Origin of the sequence: Streptomyces sp. NPDC058671 (genome assembly GCF_042716475.1) — a bacterium.
Lineage (GTDB): Bacteria > Actinomycetota > Actinomycetes > Streptomycetales > Streptomycetaceae > Streptomyces.
Genome location: NZ_JBHXSA010000022.1, coordinates 51,747 through 69,370, shown reverse-complemented (window position 1 = coordinate 69,370; position 17,624 = coordinate 51,747). Strand labels below are relative to the sequence as shown.

General features: G+C 73.6%; 17 protein-coding genes and 1 riboswitch. Of the genes, 12 read left to right on the top strand and 5 right to left on the bottom strand.

Features of this window, described 5'->3' with window-relative positions; translation table 11 throughout:
• Window positions 1-92 precede the first annotated feature (92 nt).
• Window positions 93-704 (bottom strand): hypothetical protein, encoded by a 612-nt coding sequence (locus ACFWV2_RS25445; RefSeq protein WP_384408038.1) that lies wholly within the window; start codon window positions 702-704, stop codon window positions 93-95.
• Between the two features lie 251 nt (window positions 705-955).
• Here ACFWV2_RS25445 and ACFWV2_RS25440 point away from each other — a divergent pair, with 251 nt between their 5' ends.
• The 7 genes from ACFWV2_RS25440 to ACFWV2_RS25410 all read left to right on the top strand — a co-directional run bounded on the left by ACFWV2_RS25440 (window position 956) and on the right by ACFWV2_RS25410 (window position 8,222).
• Window positions 956-1,816, top strand: a complete 861-nt coding sequence (locus ACFWV2_RS25440) for a bifunctional methylenetetrahydrofolate dehydrogenase/methenyltetrahydrofolate cyclohydrolase (protein ID WP_384408036.1) — start codon at window positions 956-958, stop codon at window positions 1,814-1,816.
• Between the two features lies 1 nt (window position 1,817).
• The gene (locus ACFWV2_RS25435) at window positions 1,818-2,471 is read left to right on the top strand and encodes a DUF3017 domain-containing protein (protein ID WP_384408034.1); all 654 of its coding nucleotides are present in this window, start codon (window positions 1,818-1,820) and stop codon (window positions 2,469-2,471) included.
• 228 nt (window positions 2,472-2,699) lie between these two features.
• Entirely contained in the window at window positions 2,700-3,656 is a 957-nt protein-coding gene (locus ACFWV2_RS25430) for a DUF2690 domain-containing protein (RefSeq protein WP_384408032.1), read from the top strand.
• A 211-nt stretch (window positions 3,657-3,867) separates the two neighbouring features.
• Complete coding sequence (locus ACFWV2_RS25425) at window positions 3,868-4,857, top strand: malate dehydrogenase (protein ID WP_384408030.1); 990 nt, start codon at window positions 3,868-3,870, stop codon at window positions 4,855-4,857.
• A gap of 252 nt (window positions 4,858-5,109) precedes the next feature.
• Entirely contained in the window at window positions 5,110-6,867 is a 1,758-nt protein-coding gene (locus ACFWV2_RS25420) for a hypothetical protein (protein ID WP_384408028.1), read from the top strand.
• Window positions 6,860-7,252: a hypothetical protein gene (locus tag ACFWV2_RS25415; protein WP_384408026.1), complete on the top strand. Its 393-nt coding sequence runs from the start codon at window positions 6,860-6,862 to the stop codon at window positions 7,250-7,252. The genes ACFWV2_RS25420 and ACFWV2_RS25415 overlap by 8 nt, the downstream gene beginning before the upstream one ends.
• 115 nt (window positions 7,253-7,367) lie before the next feature.
• Window positions 7,368-8,222, top strand: coding sequence for a hypothetical protein (locus ACFWV2_RS25410; protein WP_384408024.1), 855 nt, complete (start codon window positions 7,368-7,370; stop codon window positions 8,220-8,222).
• Window positions 8,223-8,370: 148 nt separating this feature from the next.
• On the opposite strand, the gene ACFWV2_RS25405 is transcribed toward ACFWV2_RS25410, so the two are convergent.
• Both ACFWV2_RS25405 and ACFWV2_RS25400 read right to left on the bottom strand, forming a co-directional pair.
• Window positions 8,371-9,117: an isocitrate lyase/phosphoenolpyruvate mutase family protein gene (locus tag ACFWV2_RS25405; RefSeq protein WP_384408022.1), complete on the bottom strand. Its 747-nt coding sequence runs from the start codon at window positions 9,115-9,117 to the stop codon at window positions 8,371-8,373.
• Window positions 9,114-9,632 carry a carboxymuconolactone decarboxylase family protein gene (locus ACFWV2_RS25400; protein ID WP_384408019.1) on the bottom strand — a complete coding sequence of 173 codons (519 nt, stop codon included), beginning with the start codon at window positions 9,630-9,632 and terminating at the stop codon, window positions 9,114-9,116. The genes ACFWV2_RS25405 and ACFWV2_RS25400 overlap by 4 nt, the downstream gene beginning before the upstream one ends.
• A gap of 46 nt (window positions 9,633-9,678) precedes the next feature.
• Between ACFWV2_RS25400 and ACFWV2_RS25395 the strand changes: the two genes are divergently transcribed.
• Together ACFWV2_RS25395 and ACFWV2_RS25390 are read left to right on the top strand one after the other, a co-directional pair.
• Complete coding sequence (locus ACFWV2_RS25395; protein ID WP_384408017.1) at window positions 9,679-11,097, top strand: PLP-dependent aminotransferase family protein; 1,419 nt, start codon at window positions 9,679-9,681, stop codon at window positions 11,095-11,097.
• A 338-nt stretch (window positions 11,098-11,435) separates the two neighbouring features.
• A complete protein-coding gene (locus tag ACFWV2_RS25390; RefSeq protein ID WP_384408015.1) occupies window positions 11,436-12,254 on the top strand; it encodes an MFS transporter in 819 nt (272 codons plus the stop codon).
• Here the strand turns inward: ACFWV2_RS25390 and ACFWV2_RS25385 are convergent.
• Window positions 12,244-13,065: a hypothetical protein gene (locus tag ACFWV2_RS25385; protein ID WP_384408127.1), complete on the bottom strand. Its 822-nt coding sequence runs from the start codon at window positions 13,063-13,065 to the stop codon at window positions 12,244-12,246. The genes ACFWV2_RS25390 and ACFWV2_RS25385 overlap by 11 nt on opposite strands.
• Before the next feature lie 159 nt (window positions 13,066-13,224).
• Between ACFWV2_RS25385 and ACFWV2_RS25380 the strand changes: the two genes are divergently transcribed.
• Window positions 13,225-13,524: a hypothetical protein gene (locus tag ACFWV2_RS25380; protein WP_384408013.1), complete on the top strand. Its 300-nt coding sequence runs from the start codon at window positions 13,225-13,227 to the stop codon at window positions 13,522-13,524.
• Between the two features lie 14 nt (window positions 13,525-13,538).
• Window positions 13,539-14,723, top strand: coding sequence for a glutathionylspermidine synthase family protein (locus tag ACFWV2_RS25375; RefSeq protein WP_384408011.1), 1,185 nt, complete (start codon window positions 13,539-13,541; stop codon window positions 14,721-14,723).
• Window positions 14,724-14,765: 42 nt separating this feature from the next.
• Here the strand turns inward: ACFWV2_RS25375 and rocD are convergent, their stop codons facing one another.
• Window positions 14,766-15,971, bottom strand: a complete 1,206-nt coding sequence (gene rocD / locus ACFWV2_RS25370; RefSeq protein WP_384408009.1) for an ornithine--oxo-acid transaminase — start codon at window positions 15,969-15,971, stop codon at window positions 14,766-14,768.
• Window positions 15,972-16,162: 191 nt separating this feature from the next.
• Window positions 16,163-16,252, top strand: a riboswitch (ZMP/ZTP riboswitch).
• Window positions 16,253-16,325: 73 nt separating this feature from the next.
• On the opposite strand from rocD, the gene glyA reads away from it, so the two are divergent.
• Window positions 16,326-17,603 carry a serine hydroxymethyltransferase gene (glyA, locus tag ACFWV2_RS25365; protein WP_384408007.1) on the top strand — a complete coding sequence of 426 codons (1,278 nt, stop codon included), beginning with the start codon at window positions 16,326-16,328 and terminating at the stop codon, window positions 17,601-17,603.
• The last annotated feature ends 21 nt before the right edge of the window (window positions 17,604-17,624 follow it).

Here is a 17,624-nt window from a genome sequence, read left to right as displayed (position 1 = left end):
GTCCGCCGGGCTGGGGGCCCCCGCGGGGGGTGTCCGGGGGCACCCCCGGGGGGCGGGTTACCGTCCCAACCCCGCCCCCCGGTCGTTCGGGCTCAGTACTGCTGCTTGTTGCGGTTGAACCAGGCCGCGCCGTCCGACTTCGCCAGGAAGACGATGATCAGGATGCCGAGGACGAGGCTCACGATGCCGAGGGGCAGCGAGAAGATGCTGAACAGCACGGTGACCGAGGCGTAGACGATGGTGCCGATCCGGACGCCGTTGCCGCCGGAGCGGAACTTGGCGGCCAGCAGCATGCCGACGACGCCGATGATCAGCGAGACGACGCCGATGGCGATCAGGACGCCCTGGCCGAAGTCGGCGAAGGCCTGGGCGTCGGCGGACGAGGCGCCCGACTTCTCCAGCTCGCTGTCGATCGCGAAGGACATGCCGATCACGACGAGGGCACCGAGGACGTTGAACGCGCCGAGGATCCACATCATCACGCGCGCGGCCTTCACACCGCCCGACATCTCGGTGACCGCGCCCGGGTAGCCACCGCCGCCGTACGGGGAGACCGGCGGAGCGGCCGGGTAGCCGTACCCGCCCTGCTGCGGCGGCACGCCCTGGGGGGCCTGCTGCGGGTAGCCGTAACCGGGCTGCTGGCCCTGGCCCTGGCCCTGTCCCTGCGGCTGGCCGTAGGGGTTGTTCGGGTCACCGAAGCTCATCGCGGGTTTCCTCCGTGAAATTTCTCTGTGCGGGGACGACGCGGCCCGCGCGGAGGAGTCTTCACGGTATGTGAGCGGATTCCCCCCGGCACTTTCCGCGGTACTTCGCGGATCATCGTGGTCGCAACGTCGACTTCTTGTCCAGTCGATACCGACGGGAGTTGTGCAAGTGCAACCTGCCCTTCCGCCCCGCCGCCCTCTCGTCGCGAGCGAATTGGAACAAGGCGGGGGTCATCCGGGAGGATGTCCCCATGAGCGCCCAGATTCTCGATGGCAAGGCCACCGCAGCCGCGATCAAGTCCGATCTGACCGTCCGTGTGGCGGCCCTCAAGGAGAAGGGCGTCACACCGGGACTCGGCACCGTCCTGGTCGGCGACGACCCGGCCAGCCAGAAGTACGTGGCCGGGAAGCACCGGGACTGCGCGCAGGTCGGTCTCGCCTCGATCCAGCGCACGCTTCCCGCCACCGCCACCCAGGACGAGATCGAGGCGGTCGTACGCGAACTCAACGAGGACCCGGCCTGCACGGGTTACATCGTCCAGCTCCCGCTCCCCAAGGGCATCGACGAGAACCGCATCCTGGAGCTGATGGACCCGTCCAAGGACGCGGACGGACTGCACCCCACCAACCTCGGCCGGCTCGTCCTCAACGAGCCCGCCCCGCTGCCCTGCACGCCGAACGGCGTCATCACGCTGCTGCGCGCGCACGGCGTGGAGATCAACGGCGCCGAGGTCGTGGTCGTCGGACGCGGTGTCACCATCGGGCGCCCGATGCCCCTGCTGCTGACCCGCCGCTCCGAGAACGCGACCGTCACCCAGTGCCACACCGGCACCCGGGACCTCTCCGCGCACCTGCGGAACGCCGACATCATCGTCGCCGCGGCCGGTGTGCCGCACCTGATCAAGCCCGAGGACGTGAAGCCCGGCGCGGCCGTCCTCGACGTCGGCGTCTCGCGCAACGCCGAGGGCCAGATCCTCGGTGACGTGCACCCGGACGTCGCCGAGGTGGCCGCCTGGATCTCCCCGAACCCCGGTGGCGTGGGCCCCATGACCCGCGCGCAGCTCCTCGTCAACGTCGTCGAGGCCGCCGAGCGCGCGGCCGCGGCGCTCTGACGTGACCTCAGGGACCCCGGGGGCACCCGGGAACCCGGACGGGGCGGGGACGGCGGGCTCCACGGGGGCGACGGACTCCACGGGGACGGCGGACCCGACAGGGACGGCGCACTCCACGGGGACGGCGCACCCCACGGGGGCGACGGACTCAACGGGGGCGACGGACTCAACGGAGGCAGGCGAGGCCGGGACCGGAGCCGGTGCCGGAGCCCGTGGCGGGACCGGTGCCGCCGCTTCCTCCTCCGCTGCCGCCGGGGGGCCGCGTCGGCGGCCTCCCACCGTCACGACCGGGACCGCGCGGCCCGAGGGCGGCGGCCGGGCTGCCCCCGGCGACGCCCCTGCGCCCGCGCGTCAGTGGCCGCTGCTCACCGTGCTCGGCCTCGCCGGACTCGGGCTGCTCGTGGTGGGCACGGACGCGTTCCCGCACGCCTTCAGGATCGGGGCGATCCTGATCGGGGCCGCGCTCCTCGTGGGGGCCGTGATGCGCCGGGTGCTGCCGTCCGTGGGCATGCTGGCCGTACGGTCCCGCTTCACGGACATGATCACGTACGGGGTGATGGGCGGCCTGATCGTGCTGCTCGCGCTCATGGTGCAGCCGAAGCCATGGCTGCAGATCCCGTTCCTGGAGGACATCCTCCATCTCACGGTCACCTAGACCGGCCGGACCGAGGCGCGGCGCCCGCCCTCTCCCCCGTGGGAGGGCGGGCGCCGCTGTGATCAAGGGTCATGTACGTGCCAAGGTGGTTCAAGGTCCGTCGGCCCGCTGTGGCACGGAAGTGACCATTCCGCTACCTCGGCTCCGCATCCGGGGCGCGCACCGCCCCCGGACCTGCCATCCTTCGGAAGTCGGGAGCCGAGGAGCACGGGACAAGGGGGGCCGCACATGCCTGGCTGGAAGGCGCTGCCGGACGAACTCGACCCGGAGGTGCGCGCGTTCACGGAGCGGCTCCGTCGCCTGATCGACCGCAGCGGCCTCGGCGTCACGGCCGTCGCCGAGCGCACCGGCCACGAACGCGCCGCCTGGGACTCCTACCTGAACGCCCGACTCCCCGCGCCCCGCAGTGCCGTCGTGGCGCTCGCCGAGGTGACGGGAACCGATCCGGCGGACCTCACGGCCCACGCGGAGCGCGCGGACCGGGCCCGGGGCGACCACACCCTGCAGATCCGCCGCCTCGACCTGCCGGGCCCGGCGACAGCCACGCCCTCGCCCGGGACGGCGGCGGCCTCGACCCCGGGTGGGGCCGAGCGCCGTCCCCGTACCCCCGCCCCGGACTCGCCCCCGGCCCCACCCCGTACCGCCGACCCCGCCCCCGGCTCCCGGCGGCGGCTCGTCCTGCTCTACGGCGCCGGGATCCTCGGTGCCCTGCTCGTCGTCACCGCCGCCCTGCTCCTCGTCGACCTGGGCAACTCCGACGGCGAGGGCGACCGGACGGCGACCGCGCCCCCCACGACCGCCCCGCCCGTCACCCGGCCCGCCCCCCTCCCCCCGGGGGTGCGGTGCGTGGGGCCCGACTGCACCGGTCAGGACCCGGAGGCCATGGGCTGCGGCGGGGACCTCGCCACCACCGTCGCACGCGCGCGCGTGGGCACCGCCCAGGTCGAGGTCCGCTACAGCCGTACGTGCGCGGCGGCCTGGGCCCGGATCACCGGAGCCGCCCCCGGGGACACCGTGACCGTCGAGGCCGGGGACACCCGTCGGCGCGCCACCGTCGCGGCCGGCGCCGACACGGCGGCGGTGGACACCGACGCGTACACCCCGATGGTCGCCGTCGGTCCGGACGGCGACGCGCGGGCCTGCGGAGCGCTCGTGAACGGGCGTCAGGGCTGCACCACGAACTGACGGTCCCCACGGCCTCGGACGGGTGGCAGTGAGCCGGACCACAAGGGAGTGGGGGTTCGCGGGGCCCCGGGTCGGATAGCCTGACCGCTGGAATCTCTTCACGTCGAGACACCGATCGATCAAGTGATCGATCGTCGATCGTCGATCACGAAGGGACGTCCGGTACCCGGGGCAGGGACCCCCCACCGCCAGCTGTCTTACGGAGATCGCCATGACCCGCACTCCCGTGAATGTCACCGTGACCGGCGCGGCCGGCCAGATCGGCTACGCGCTGCTCTTCCGCATCGCCTCCGGCCACCTGCTCGGCGCGGACGTGCCGGTCAAGCTGCGCCTCCTCGAGATCCCGCAGGGCGTCAAGGCCGCCGAGGGCACCGCCATGGAGCTCGACGACTGCGCGTTCCCGCTGCTCAAGGGCATCGACATCTTCGACGACCCGAGCCAGGGCTTCGAGGGCGCCAACGTCGCGCTGCTCGTCGGCGCCCGCCCGCGTACCAAGGGCATGGAGCGCGGTGACCTGCTCGCCGCCAACGGCGGCATCTTCAAGCCGCAGGGCAAGGCCATCAACGACCACGCCGCGGACGACATCAAGGTCCTCGTCGTCGGCAACCCGGCCAACACCAACGCCCTGATCGCCCAGGCCGCCGCCCCGGACGTGCCGGCCGAGCGCTTCACCGCGATGACCCGCCTCGACCACAACCGCGCGCTCTCGCAGCTCGCCGCCAAGACCGGCGCCTCCGTCGAGGACATCAAGCGCCTCACCATCTGGGGCAACCACTCGGCGACCCAGTACCCGGACATCTTCCACGCGGAGATCGCCGGCAAGAACGCCGCCGAGGTCGTCAGCGACGAGGCCTGGCTGGCCGACACCTTCATCCCGACCGTCGCCAAGCGCGGCGCCGCGATCATCGAGGCCCGTGGCGCGTCCTCCGCCGCCTCCGCCGCGAACGCCGCCATCGACCACGTCCACACGTGGGTCAACGGCACCGCCGCGGGTGACTGGACCTCGATGGGCATCCCGTCGGACGGCTCGTACGGCGTCCCGGAGGGTCTCATCTCCTCCTTCCCCGTCACCTGCACCGACGGCAGGTACGAGATCGTCCAGGGCCTGGAGATCAACGACTTCTCCCGTGGCCGCATCGACGCCTCCGTGGCGGAGCTCGCCGAGGAGCGCGACGCGGTGCGCGAGCTCGGCCTCATCTGAGCCAGGCTCACCTGAGTCCGGCTCCTCCGAGTCGACTCACCTGAGTCCGGCTCCTCCGAGTCGACTCACCCGAGGCCGGCTCCTCCGAGTCCGGCTCCCCCCACTCGGCGCCCCCGGGCCGTACGACCGACCGTACGGCCCGGGGGCGCCGTTTTCCCTGCCGACAGGGCACCTCCAACTCCCTTATGCTGACCCACCGATTCGCGGCCGACCGGGCCGCGGACGCGGACGGTCACACCATCGGGGGAGTCATTGACGACGTCGTCCATTCCGCAGCAGCCCGGCGGCCCGCCCCACGTGCCGCCGGCCGTCGACCCGCGCCGGTTACCGGCCTCCAGCGAGGCGACCCGGCTGCTCTGCGCCGGCGCGTACCTCGACGACGAGTTCCGAGACGCGGTCATCGACCAGCTGTACGTCCACGAGGAGCGCTTCGCCGCTCCCTCCCTCGGTTACGACGCGGGCCGCGTCCTCGCCCACGCCCTGCGCGCCCGCCGCGTCGAACTCGGCTGGGCCGCCGGCATCCTGGCCCTCTGGATCATCGCGATCCCGCTCACCAAGGGCCTGGTCGCCCTCCTCATCGCGCCCTTCCTGGTCCTCGGCCTCGCCCGCTGGGTCCGCGGCCGGTCCGTGACCGCCCCCGTGCACCGGGTCGTCCCCGCCTTCGTACTGCGCTGGTACGGGCGGATCATGCTCTTCCAGTCCGCCCTGTTCCTCTTCCTCCTCGCCCTCGGCGACGACGACGACTCCGGTGGCGAGTTCCTCGGAAAGATCGACGAGTTCTCCGAGGCCGGCGAGTTCCTCGACCTCGCGGTGAGCCTCACCGCCCAGGAGATGTGGGGCATCGGCCCCCTGGAGGTGTGGATCACCGTCGCCGTGCCGTTCCTCGTGGCCTGGGCCGTGGCCACCCAGCGCGGCCAGTTCGCCCGCGCGCTCACCCAGGAGCTGTCCCGGGAGCGCTTCCCCGACCTGCGGTCCGACCCGGCCGAGCAGGCCGAGGGCGCCCGGTCCCGCCGCCTGCGCGACCGGATCCGGGTCGAACAGCACGCGCGGCTCGTCATGTACGGGACCGACGACCCGTTCTGCGGCGCCGGCGAGCCGTACGAGCCCTGGTCGCTCTCCGTGGAGCTGCGCCCCCGCAAGGACCTGGAGGGCTCGGCCCCCGAACCGCTCGACAACAGCGCCGTCATGCGGCACGTCGTCCCGCTCGTGGAGGCGCTGCGCGTCCCCTCGCCGCACGGCTCGCCGCAGATCCGGGCGGCCGTACGGGACCGGCTGCGCGAGCTCGAGATCGACGAGGTCGTCTTCCTGCCCGTCGACGGGCTGCCGGCCCGCGCCGCCGCCCCGTACACCCCGGAGGGTTTCGAGACGCACCGCTCCGGCGCCATCGAGGAGGGCGGCGAGAGCCGTCGGCACTTCCTGCGCATCCGGGTCGGCGGCTGGGGCGAGGAGATCGTCACCACCGTCTTCGTCCGCGTCCACACCCAGGGTGGGATGCTGATGCTGGAGGTGGCACCGCATGTGCTGCGGCCGGTGAAGCCGCTCTTCCGGTACGCCGACCGGATCGCCCACCGCTACCGCCACAACCACCACTTCGGCAAGGCCGTGTGGGCCCTGGGCCAGACCCCGCGCTCCGCAGGGCACGCCCTGGTCACCGTCGGGCGCTCCCTCGGCCACGGCTGGCGGCTCCTCACCGGGGGCCACGCCAACGCGCTGCCCGAGGGCCCCGAGGTCTCGGTCCGTGAGCTCGGCTCCGACGACGAGGCCTCGCTGTTCCAGGAGATGGACGTCAGCCGCTATCTGAAGAGCGTGCAGGACCGGGTCGCGAACGGCGTGACGGTCGCGCTCCGCGAAGCCGGATACGAGACCGCCGAGTTCGAACAGAAGATCGTGCACGTCGCCGAGGGCGGCACGTTCATCGAGAACACCAGGGGCAACGTCACCCTCGGCAACCACAACACCGTCACCAGCAAGACCTTCACCACCGCGACGACCGGAGGCAACCGTGCCTGAGACCGGGAACGGCACCCCTGACGACCGCGCCCGTGGCGGCGTCCACGTCACCAACACCGGGGGCAACGTCACCATCGGCGACCACAACACCGTCACGCACACGGTGCACGGCGGGCAGCCGCCCCGCGACCCCCGGCAGGAGGCGCTCCTCCAGGCCGTCCGGCGCCTCCGCGCCGACCTCGGGGGCATCGTGCCCTCCGAGCAGACGGCCGCGCTCGACGCCGAACTCTCCGAGGCAGAGGACGAGATCGAGGGCACGGGGCGAGCCGATCCGGGACGCCTGACCCGCCTGCGCCAGGCCCTCACGGACGCCGGCGCGGTGACCGGGATCCTCGCCTCGGGCGTGACCGTGGGACAGGCCGTCGGCACCCTGCTCGGAGGGTGAGATGAGCGGTCACGGGGGTGGGAGCGGGGGCGGGGCCCGCTGGAACGACGAGACGCAGAGGTGGGAGAGCGGCGGGGCGGCGCGCGGTCCTCGGAACGGGAACGGGGGCGGCCCGGTGGCCCCGCTGCCGCTACCGCCGCCCCCGCCGGAGTACGCCCCGGAACCGGTTGCGGGTCCCGCGCCGGAGTACGCTCCCGCGCACGACGCCGGGACCGTCCCCGCGCACGTCTCCGTCTATCTGCCGGAGTCGGGCGGCTGGCAGCATCCCGTCTCCGGCCCGGCCGCGCCGACGGATCGGCCACGCGCGCGGGTGGCGGTCGCGGCCGGGGTCGCGGGAGCCGTCCTGGTGGCGGGCTCCGTCGGCGGCTGGCTGCTCTGGGGCAGGGGCGACGCGGAGCCCCCGGCGGCGAGCGGCCCACCCGCTTCCGTCCCGGCGGCCCCGGAGACCACCGACCCCACCTCCCCCACGCCGTCACCCTCCGACACGTCCGCACCTCCCGGGGACGGGGGCGACGTGCCGCCGCCCGGCTACCGCGCCGTCGAGGACCTCAAGGGCTTCACGATCGCCGTCCCCGACGGCTGGGACCGCACCGAGTCCGACCAGGGCGTCTTCTACAACGCGCCGGACCGCCGCAGCCTGCTCCAGGTCTTCGTGGTCACCGAGACCGGTCTGACGCCGTACGAGGCCCTGCGGGGGGCTTCGGAGGACGGCCGGGCCAACAAACCCGGCTACCAGGAGATCAGCCTCGAACGGGTCACGGGGGAGGCGGACGCTCCTGCCGACTCCGTGGAGCTGGTGTACGCGTACGACCGGGACGACGGCAGCCGCCGCAAGGTCGTCGACCGGGCCTTCACGGCCGAGGACGGCACCCACTACGCGATCCTGGCCGCCGGCCCGGAGAGCGCGTGGCCGAAACAGCGCGAAGTCCTGCGCGTGGCCCTGGACTTCTTCCGTCCGGGCGCGCACTGACCTGACCGGACGCCGGGGTGGCCCCGCCCGGGCCCCGGGGGCGGCCCACCGGCCTCCGGGGAAGCCGCCCACCGGGTCCTGGGGCGGCCCACCGGGCCTGTTGAAAGGCCCGCCCTCCAGGCCCGGGAAGGCCGCCCACCGGGCCCCCTCACAGCGTCCCCGCGTCCCTCAGCCTCCTCGCCGATGCCGTCAGGTCGTCCCGGGCGTGCAGGAGCAGGCCGTCGCCGAAGGTGACGCGGGTCGCGCCCAGGCGGCCGAGTTCCGCGAAGGGCGGGGCGTCCGGGCCCGCCAGGGCGTTGAGGGGGAGGTCGCCGAGGGCCGCGCGCAGGGCCGGGAGGTCGGTGGGCGGGGCCGCGATCGGGTAGACGCAGTCCGCGCCCGCCTCCGCGTAGAGCCGGGCCCGTGCGATCGCCGCCGCCGTCGGGTCGGCCGCCCCGCGGATGTACACGTCCACGCGCGCGTTGACGAAGAGTCCGGGGCCCGCCGCGGCCCGTACGTCCGCCAGGTACTCGGCGTGCGCCCCCGCGTCCTTGAGCTCGCCGTCCTCGCCGGTGTCCTCCAGGTTCACCCCGACGGCCCCCGACTCCCGTACGCGTTCCACGAGTTCCGCGGGGCCCAGCCCGTATCCGCCCTCCAGGTCCGCCGTGACCGGTACGGACACCGCGCGGACGATCCGGGCCACGGCGGCGAACATCTCCGTCGCCGGCGTCGCCCCGTCCTCGTACCCGAGGGAGGCGGCCACCCCGGCGCTCGGTGTGGCGAGTGCCGGGAACCCGGCCGCCTCGAAGGCGCGGGCGCTCACCGCGTCCCACGGGCCGGGCAGCACCAGCGGATCGCCGGCCGCCCGGTCCCGGTGGAGGGCGCGCAGGGCCCCGGCCGTCGCGGGCCCGCTCACGCGGAGCGGGGGGTGTAGTGGCCGGGCGTCATGCGGGTGGTGACGGCGATCCGGTTCCAGGCGTTGATGACGACGATCGCGCCGATGATCCGGGCGAGCTCGGCCTCGTCGAAGTGGGCGGCGGCGTGGGCGTACACCTCGTCGGGGACGGACCCGTCGGTGAGGACGGTGACGGACTCGGTCAGCGCGAGGGCCGCGAGCTCCCGCTCGGTGTAGAAGTGCCGGGACTCCCGCCAGGCGGAGAGCTGCACGATCCGCTCGACGGTCTCGCCCTCCGCGAGCGCGTCCTTGCTGTGCATGTCGATGCAGAACGCGCAGCGGTTGACCTGGGAGGCCCGGATCTTGATCAGGTGGTAGAGCGTCGGATCGACGTCCTGCGCGGCGGCCGCCTCCAGGCGCCGCATGGCCCGGTAGAACTCGGGCACGTACTCGGCGAACGGGAGGCGCGGCGCGTGCTCGTGGGCGTACGCGGTGGGAGCGGCGGTCTCGGCGAGGGTGATGGCTCTCGTGGTCATGCCGTCACCGTACGAGCCGGGTGGCGCAGGAGTATGGTCCATTTCCATGGCAGGCGAGTGGGCCACTTTCGGCGCCGACCTTCATCTGGAACTCCGCGGCCCGCGCCTGCGGGCAGGCCTCATGGACGCCCTGCGGGAGGCCGTACGCAGCGGGCGTCTGACGGCGGGCACCCGCCTGCCGTCCTCCCGGTCGCTCGCCGCCGACCTCGGCGTGGCCCGCAACACCGTCGCCGACGCCTACGCCGAACTCGTCGCCGAGGGATGGCTGACGGCCCGCCAGGGCTCCGGCACCCGGGTCGCCCGCCGCGCCGAACCCCGTACGGCGGCGCGACCGTCCCGGGTGTCCGCGCCCGTGCTCGCCCTGCCCCGGCCCTCCGCGCCCGCACACGACCTGAAGGCAGGCAGCCCCGACCTCGCGTCCTTCCCGCGCTCCGCGTGGCTCACGGCGTACCGGCGGGCGCTCACCGCCGCCCCCAACGAGGCCTTCGGGTACGGGGATCCGCGCGGCCGGATCGAACTGCGCACCGCCCTCGCCGAGTACCTGGCCCGCGCGCGGGGCGTGCACGCCCGGCCCGAGCGGATCGTCGTCTGCGCGGGCTTCGTGCACGGACTGATGCTGATGGGCCAGGTGCTGCGGGGCCGGGGGGTACGAGACGTGGCGGTCGAGTCGTACGGGCTCGGCCTCCACGCCGGTCTCCTCACGGGGGCGGGACTCGGCACCCCGGTCCTGCCCTTCGACGAACGCGGCACCCGCGTCGAGGACCTGGCCGTGCAGGGTCCTGTCGGGGCCGTCCTCATGACGGCGGCCCACCAGTTCCCGCTGGGCGGCGCCCTGCCCCCGGACCGCAGGACGGCGGTCGTCGGCTGGGCGCGGGCCTCGGGCGGCTTCGTCCTGGAGGACGACTACGACGGGGAGTTCCGCTACGACCGGCAGCGGGTGGGCGCGCTCCAGGGCCTCGACCCCGAGCGGGTCGTCCACCTTGGCACCGCGAGCAAGTCCCTCGCTCCCGGGCTGCGGCTCGCGTGGATGGTCCTGCCGGAGAGCCTGGTCGGCGAGGTGGTGGCGGCGAAGGGTGCCGTGGACTGGGCGCCCGGCGCGCCGGACCAGCTGGCGTTCGCGGAGTTCCTGGGCTCGGGGGCGTACGACCGGCACGTCCGGGCGATGCGGCTGCGCTACCGGCGCCGCCGCGACCAGCTGGTGGCGGCGGTGGCCGCGCACTCGCCCCGGATCCGGGTCAGCGGGATCGCGGCGGGCCTCCACGCCGTCCTGGCCCTTCCGCCCGGCACCGAACAGGCGGTCCTGCGGGCCGCGGCCTGGCACGGGCTCGCCGTCCAGGGCGTCCACCAGTTCCGCCGACCGACGGTCCCCGCGACCCTGGACGGCCTCGTCGTCGGCTACGCCACACCGCCGGACAGCGCCTGGCAGAGCGCCCTGGCCACGCTCGTACGCGTGCTTCCCGAATGACCGTCAATGGCCGGCGCTCATGCGTACGAGGGTCGTGCGCGGGGCGCTCACGCCGACCGAGGCTCGGGTGGCGCGAGCGTCGTCCTGTCCGGCCGGCCCTCGCCCCCACCCTCGCCCTCGCCCTCGGGGAGTGTCGAGGCGAGTCGTGCGAGCAGGTCGGCAAGCTGCGTCTGCTCGTCCGCGCCCAGTCCGGAGAGGAGTCGGCGCTGGTTGTCCAGGTGGACGGCGATGAGTTCGTCGGTGAGTTCGACGCCCTCGGCGGTGAGAGTGATGAGGCGTCCGCGTGAGTCGCTCTCGGCGACGGATCTGCCGAGGACCGCAGCCTGCGCAACGCCGGCATGGGAGGCGGCAGCCTGGCGGCGGCGGGCATGCTGGCATGGAACGGCAACGCCGGTTTCATCGGCGCCGCCCTGCTTCTGGCCGCGGTGTTCGCCGTCGCCGCGGTGCTGGTGGCCCGGATCCCGGCCGTCCCGGGCGGGCCCGGGGCACCGGACGGCCCCAGGGGCGGATACCGGCAGGTGCTCGCCGACCGCCCCTACCTGCTCCTCACCACCGCCAACTTCCTGATCGCCTTCGGCTACACCACCCAGGCCATCGCCCTGCCGATCTTCCTCACCCGCGACGTCGGCATCCCCGACGCCCTGGCCGGAGCCGTGTTCGCCCTCAACACCGTCCTGGTCGCCACGCTCGGCGTCCCCGTCGCCCGCTTGACCCTGCGCGGCAGACGCACCCGCACGGCCGCGGCCGGCGCGGTCGTCTTCGCGCTCTCCTTCGCCGCCTTCGCGGCGCTTCCCCTGCTGACCGGCGGTACCGGCGCCCTCGTCGCCGTCCTGGCGGTCGCGGTGCTCTACACCGCCGGTGAACTCGTCCACTCCGCCCCGGCACAGGGCCTGGCGATCCAGGCTGCCCCCGATCACCTGCGGGGGCGCTACCTGTCGGTCCACCAGCTGTCCTGGTCGGTCTGCCGGACCATCGCGCCCGTGCTCCTGGGCTTCCTGCTCGATGCCGGGCGGTGGCACGTGTGGGCGGTCCTCGCCGTGATGGTCCTCACCGGCGCCGCCATCCTGCTGTGCGCCGAACGCGTACTGCCGCCCCATGTCGTCAGCAGCACCCGGAAAGCCCCCGCCGCCACCCCCGCTCAGGAGGTCAGGACCTGACGGCCGTCTCCGGGGGCTCGCCGAAACGGGCCAGGGTCAGGGAGCCCGCCACCGCCACCGCGAAGCCGACGACCGCGAGCCACCCGAGGCCCTCGCGGGTGCGGTCCCCGAGCCAGACCACCCCCACCACCGCCGGTCCGATCGTCTCGCCGAGCACCATGCCCGCCGTCGCCGTGGTCACCGAGCCGCGCTGGAGCGCCGAGGTCAGAAGGAGGAACGCCGCCGCACCGCCCACGAGCAGCGCGTACCCCGCGGGGTCGGCGAAGTCGATGCCGTCGACCAGCCGCACCCCCACCTCCACCACCCCGAAGCCGAAGCCCGCCCCCAGGCCCAGGACCAGCGCCCGCGGCCGGTCCGGCAGCCGGCCGCCCACCACGCCGAGGAGCAGCACGCCGAAGGCGGTCGCGAGCAGCGCCCACCGGAGAGCCTCCGAACCGTCCCGGTGCCCCTCCTCCCCGGCGGCGAGCGCCAGCAGAGCGAGCCCGGCGCAGACCACGGCCACCGCCGTCCACTCCACCCGGCTCAGCCGCACCGCCAGCAGCCGGGAGGCGACCACGGCGGTCACCGCCAGGCTCGCGGCGAGGGCCGCGCCCACCGCGTAGATGGGCAGTGTCCGCAGGGCGACGACCTCCAGGGCGAAGCCCAGACCGTCGAGGGCGAGACCGGCGACGTACCGCCACTGCCGCAGCGCCCGCCACATCAGCGCGACGTCGACACCGCCGCCCGTCCCGGGGGTCGCGGCGCGGGCCGCCATCGCCTGGAGGACCGAGGCCGTGCCGAAGCAGACGGACGAGGCGAGCGCACACATCATCCCGAGAAGCACATGACGACTCTAGGTGTGCTGTCCCGGGACAACCCACCTGGAGGGGCCCGGCCGGAAACGACCGGCCTACACTGTGCGGTCGCGACAGTCGTGCACGCGACAAGCGTGGCCGGGGAGGTCGCGACCGTGAAGGGGAGGGCGACGGACATGCGCAGACTGAGGTCGAGCACGGTGGTGCTCGGCGGGATGGGCGTGCTCGCGGCGACGATCACCGCGTGCGGTTCCGAGCCGGACAAGCGGTGCGTGGACCCGCTGACCCGGGAGGAACTGCCCCGCTACCAGTGCGACGGCGGCGGTGGCCGCGACGACGACGACGACAGCACGACCCACCGGGGCTCGTACTACTACGGCGGTTCCCTCCGCGACAACCGCGTGAGCGGCGGCAGCTTCGACAAGAAGGCCGTCGACACCGGGGGCTTCGGCTGCTCCGGTTCCGGCGGCGGCTGAGAAGGGCCTGGCACATGGAACGGCACACCATCGAGCCCCGGCCCGGCTGGCAGGAGACGGTGGAGGAGCAGGGGCTCGTCTACCCGCTGACCCGCTACCCGGACGGTTCGCTGCGCCCGTACTGGGACGAGAGCGCGTACTACTCCTTCACCCTGCCCGAGGTCGAGGCCCTGGAGGAGGTCGTCGAGGTGCTGCACGCGATGTGCCTGGCGGCCGCCGCGCACATCGTCGAGCGGGAACGGTTCGCCGAGCTCGGGATCACCGACCCGAAGCTCGTCGCCCTCGTCGCCGAGTCCTGGCACCGCCGTGCCGAACTCCCCTCGCTCTACGGCCGGTTCGACCTGCACTACGACGGTACGGGCCCCGCCAAGATGCTGGAGTACAACGCCGACACCCCCACCTCGCTCGTGGAGGCCGCCAGCCCGCAGTGGTTCTGGATGGAGGAGCGGTTCCCCGGCGCCGACCAGTGGAACTCCCTCCACGAACGGCTCGTCGACGCCTGGAAGCGCCAGGCGTCCCTGCTGCCCCCGGGCCCCGTCCACTTCGTCCACTCCGACGGCGACGAACTCGGCGAGGACCTGATGACGGTCGCGTACCTGCGCGAGACCGCCCAGCAGGCAGGACTCGACACCGAGGCGCTCTCCGTCGAACGGATCGGCTGGGACCGGCTCTCACGCCGCTTCGTGGACGACCGGCTCCGCTTCATCCGCAGCTGCTTCAAGCTCTACCCGTGGGAGTGGCTCACCACCGACCGCTTCGGCCGGCACGTCCTCGACACCCTCGACAACGGCGGCGGCACCGGCACCACGTGCTGGATCGAGCCCGCCTGGAAGATGCTGCTCTCCAACAAGGCGCTCCTCGCGATCCTCTGGGAGCTGTACCCCGGCCACCCGAACCTGCTGCCCGCCTACCTCGACGGGCCGCGTGAACTCGCCTCGACCACCGGCTGGGCGGCCAAGCCGCTGCTCGGCCGCGAGGGCGCGGGCGTCACCCTCCACGACGCCGGCACGGAACCGTTCGTACGGGACGGGGAGCCCTGCTGCTACCAGGAACTGGCCCCGCTGCCCGACTTCGACGGCAACCGGGTGGTGCTCGGCGCGTGGGTCGTCGAGAACGAGGCGGCGGGGCTCGGGATACGGGAGTCGGCAGGACTCGTCACCGACGAGTACGCCCGCTTCCTCCCGCACGTGATCCTCTGACCCCTCCCGGAGAGGCCCCCGCCGCTGCGCCGGCGGGGCGGATCAGTCCGACAGCACGCCCCTCAGCTGTTCGAGACCCCAGTCCAGGTCCTCCTTCGAGATCACCAGCGGGGGTGCGATCCGGATCGTCGAGCCGTGGGTGTCCTTCACCAGGACACCTCGCTCCATCAGCTTCTCCGAGATCTCCCGGCCCGTGCCCCGCGACGGCGCGACGTCCACGCCGGCCCACAGCCCGCGTCCGCGCACCGCCTCCACCGCGCCGGCGCCCACGAGCAGCCCCAGCTCCGCGTGGAGATGGTCGCCCAGCTCCGCCGCCCGCTCCTGGAACTCGCCCGTCCGCAGCATCGCGATCACCTCGAGGGCCACCGCGCACGCCAGCGGGTTCCCGCCGAACGTCGACCCGTGCTCACCCGGCCGGAACACCCCGAGCACGTCCCGGTCGGCGACCACCGCCGACACCGGCACCACCCCGCCGCCCAGCGCCTTCCCCAGGACGTACATGTCCGGCACCACACCCTCGTGCTCGCACGCGAACGTCCGTCCCGTCCGGCCGAGGCCCGACTGGATCTCGTCCGCCACGAACAGCACGTTCCGCCGGCGCGTCAGCTCCCGCACCCCCGCCAGATAACCGGCCGGCGGGACCAGGACCCCCGCCTCGCCCTGGATCGGTTCGATCAGCACGGCCACCGTGTTCTCGGTGACCGCGGCCTCCATCGCCGTCAGGTCCCCGTACGGCACGATCTCGAACCCCGGCGTGTACGGACCGTAGTGGTCCCGCGCCTCGTGGTCCGTGGAGAAGCTGACGATCGTCGTCGTCCTGCCGTGGAAGTTGTTCGCCGCGACCACGATCTTCGCGTGCCCGTCCGGCACGCCCTTCACCTCGTACCCCCACTTCCTGGCGGTCTTCACGGCCGTCTCGACCGCCTCCGCGCCGGTGTTCATCGGCAGCACCGCCTCCTTCCCGCACAACTCGGCGAGTTGGGCGCAGAAGTCGGCGAACCGGTCGTGGTGGAAGGCGCGCGAGGTCAGCGTCACCCGCTCCAGCTGGGCCTTCGCCGCGTCGATCAGACGCCGGTTGCCGTGCCCGAAGTTGAGCGCCGAGTACCCGGCGAGCAGGTCGAGGTAGCGGCGCCCCTCGACATCGGTCATCCAGGCGCCGTCCGCCGAAGCGACGACGACCGGCAGGGGGTGGTAGTTGTGAGCGCTGTGCGCCTCCGCCGAAGCGATCGCGTCTTGTGTGCCCGACACGGGATCTCCGTTCGTCCTGCGGCTCGCGGGATGGACCCGCCGAAGGGGTTGTGGTCCCTGTTTCTATCGTCGCTCGCGCACCGGGCGGGGAAACCTCGCGCACGGCGCGCCCTTCGCGGGTGTCGTGTCGGGCAGGCCGTGACCGCGTGTCCCCGCTCCGGCCGGACCGACGAGACCCCCGCTACTCTGAGAACACGCACGGCGACTGGCGCACGGGGAAGCGACCCCGGGGGAGCCGTGCGCGGCAACCACACGGGACGCCGCCCGCCTGGGCGTCACGGGACCTCGTCCCGCGTGGCGCCGCGCCTCCCACGCAGCGCCCCGGGACCCACCGACGCCCCGGAGGATCCCCGCATGAACGCCCCGCAGCATCCCGCGCTCGCCGCCGCCGACCCCGAGCTCGCCGCCCTCGTCGACGCCGAGGAACGGCTCCAGGGGGAGACCCTGCGCCTCATCCCCAGCGAGAACTACGTCTCCGCCGCCGTCCTCGAAGCCTCCGGCACCGTCCTCCAGAACAAGTACAGCGAGGGCTACCCCGGCCGCCGCTACTACGAGGGCCAGCAGATCATCGACCGGGTCGAGACCCTCGCCGTCGAGCGCGCCAAGGCCGTCTTCGGCGTCGAGCACGCCAACGTCCAGCCCTACTCCGGCTCCCCGGCCAACCTCGCCGTGTACCTCGCCTTCGCCGAGCCCGGTGACACCGTCATGGGCATGGCCCTGCCGATGGGCGGCCACCTCACCCACGGCTGGGGCGTCTCCGCCACCGGCAGGTGGTTCCGCGGCGTCCAGTACGGCGTCCGCCCCGCGACCTCCGAGGGCGACGGCCTCATCGACTTCGACGAGGTCCGCGACCTCGCCCTCAAGGAGCGCCCGAAGGTGATCTTCTGCGGCGGCACCGCGCTGCCCCGCACGATCGACTTCGCCGCCTTCGGCGAGATCGCCCGTGAGGTCGGTGCCGTGCTCGTCGCCGACATCGCCCATATCGCCGGCCTCATCGCGGGCGGCGCCCACCCGTCCCCCGTCCCGCACGTGGACGTGATCTCCACGACCACCCACAAGACCCTGCGCGGCCCGCGCGGCGCCATGCTCATGTCCCGCGAGGAGCACGCCAAGGCGCTCGACAAGGCCGTCTTCCCCGGCCTCCAGGGCGGCCCGCACAACCAGACCACCGCCGCCATCGCCGTCGCCCTCCGCGAGGCCTCCCAGCCCTCCTTCCGCGACTACGCCCACGCCGTCGTCGCCAACGCCAAGGCCCTCGCCGAGGCGCTCCTCGCCCGCGGCTTCGACCTGGTCTCCGGCGGCACCGACAACCACCTGATCCTGATGGACCTGACCCCCAAGCAGGTCCCGGGCAAGATCGCCGCGAAGGCCCTCGACCGGGCGGGCATCGTCGTCAACCACAACACCGTCCCCTACGACCCCCGCAAGCCGTTCGACCCCTCCGGCATCCGCATCGGCACCCCCTCCCTCACCTCGCGCGGCCTGGCCCCCGAGCACATGGACCAGGTCGCCGACTGGATCGACCGCGGCGTCACGGCGGCCGGCACGGGCGACGAGGACGCCCTCCGCACCCTCCGCGCCGAGGTCGCCGACCTGATGAGCGCGCACCCGGCCCCGGGCCTCCCCGTCTGACCGCGCCAGGGACCGGACCGG

Bases quoted from the DNA above. Each gene is read 5' to 3' on its own strand.
- ACFWV2_RS25445 (WP_384408038.1), bottom strand. From the start codon at position 704: ATGAGCTTCGGTGACCCGAACAACCCCTACGGCCAGCCGCAGGGACAG.
- ACFWV2_RS25440 (WP_384408036.1), top strand. From the start codon at position 956: ATGAGCGCCCAGATTCTCGATGGCAAGGCCACCGCAGCCGCGATCAAG.
- ACFWV2_RS25430 (WP_384408032.1), top strand. From the start codon at position 2,700: ATGCCTGGCTGGAAGGCGCTGCCGGACGAACTCGACCCGGAGGTGCGC.
- ACFWV2_RS25425 (WP_384408030.1), top strand. From the start codon at position 3,868: ATGACCCGCACTCCCGTGAATGTCACCGTGACCGGCGCGGCCGGCCAG.
- ACFWV2_RS25400 (WP_384408019.1), bottom strand. From the start codon at position 9,632: ATGACCACGAGAGCCATCACCCTCGCCGAGACCGCCGCTCCCACCGCG.
- ACFWV2_RS25395 (WP_384408017.1), top strand. From the start codon at position 9,679: ATGGCAGGCGAGTGGGCCACTTTCGGCGCCGACCTTCATCTGGAACTC.
- ACFWV2_RS25390 (WP_384408015.1), top strand. From the start codon at position 11,436: ATGGGAGGCGGCAGCCTGGCGGCGGCGGGCATGCTGGCATGGAACGGC.
- ACFWV2_RS25385 (WP_384408127.1), bottom strand. From the start codon at position 13,065: ATGATGTGTGCGCTCGCCTCGTCCGTCTGCTTCGGCACGGCCTCGGTC.
- ACFWV2_RS25380 (WP_384408013.1), top strand. From the start codon at position 13,225: ATGCGCAGACTGAGGTCGAGCACGGTGGTGCTCGGCGGGATGGGCGTG.
- ACFWV2_RS25375 (WP_384408011.1), top strand. From the start codon at position 13,539: ATGGAACGGCACACCATCGAGCCCCGGCCCGGCTGGCAGGAGACGGTG.
- glyA (WP_384408007.1), top strand. From the start codon at position 16,326: ATGAACGCCCCGCAGCATCCCGCGCTCGCCGCCGCCGACCCCGAGCTC.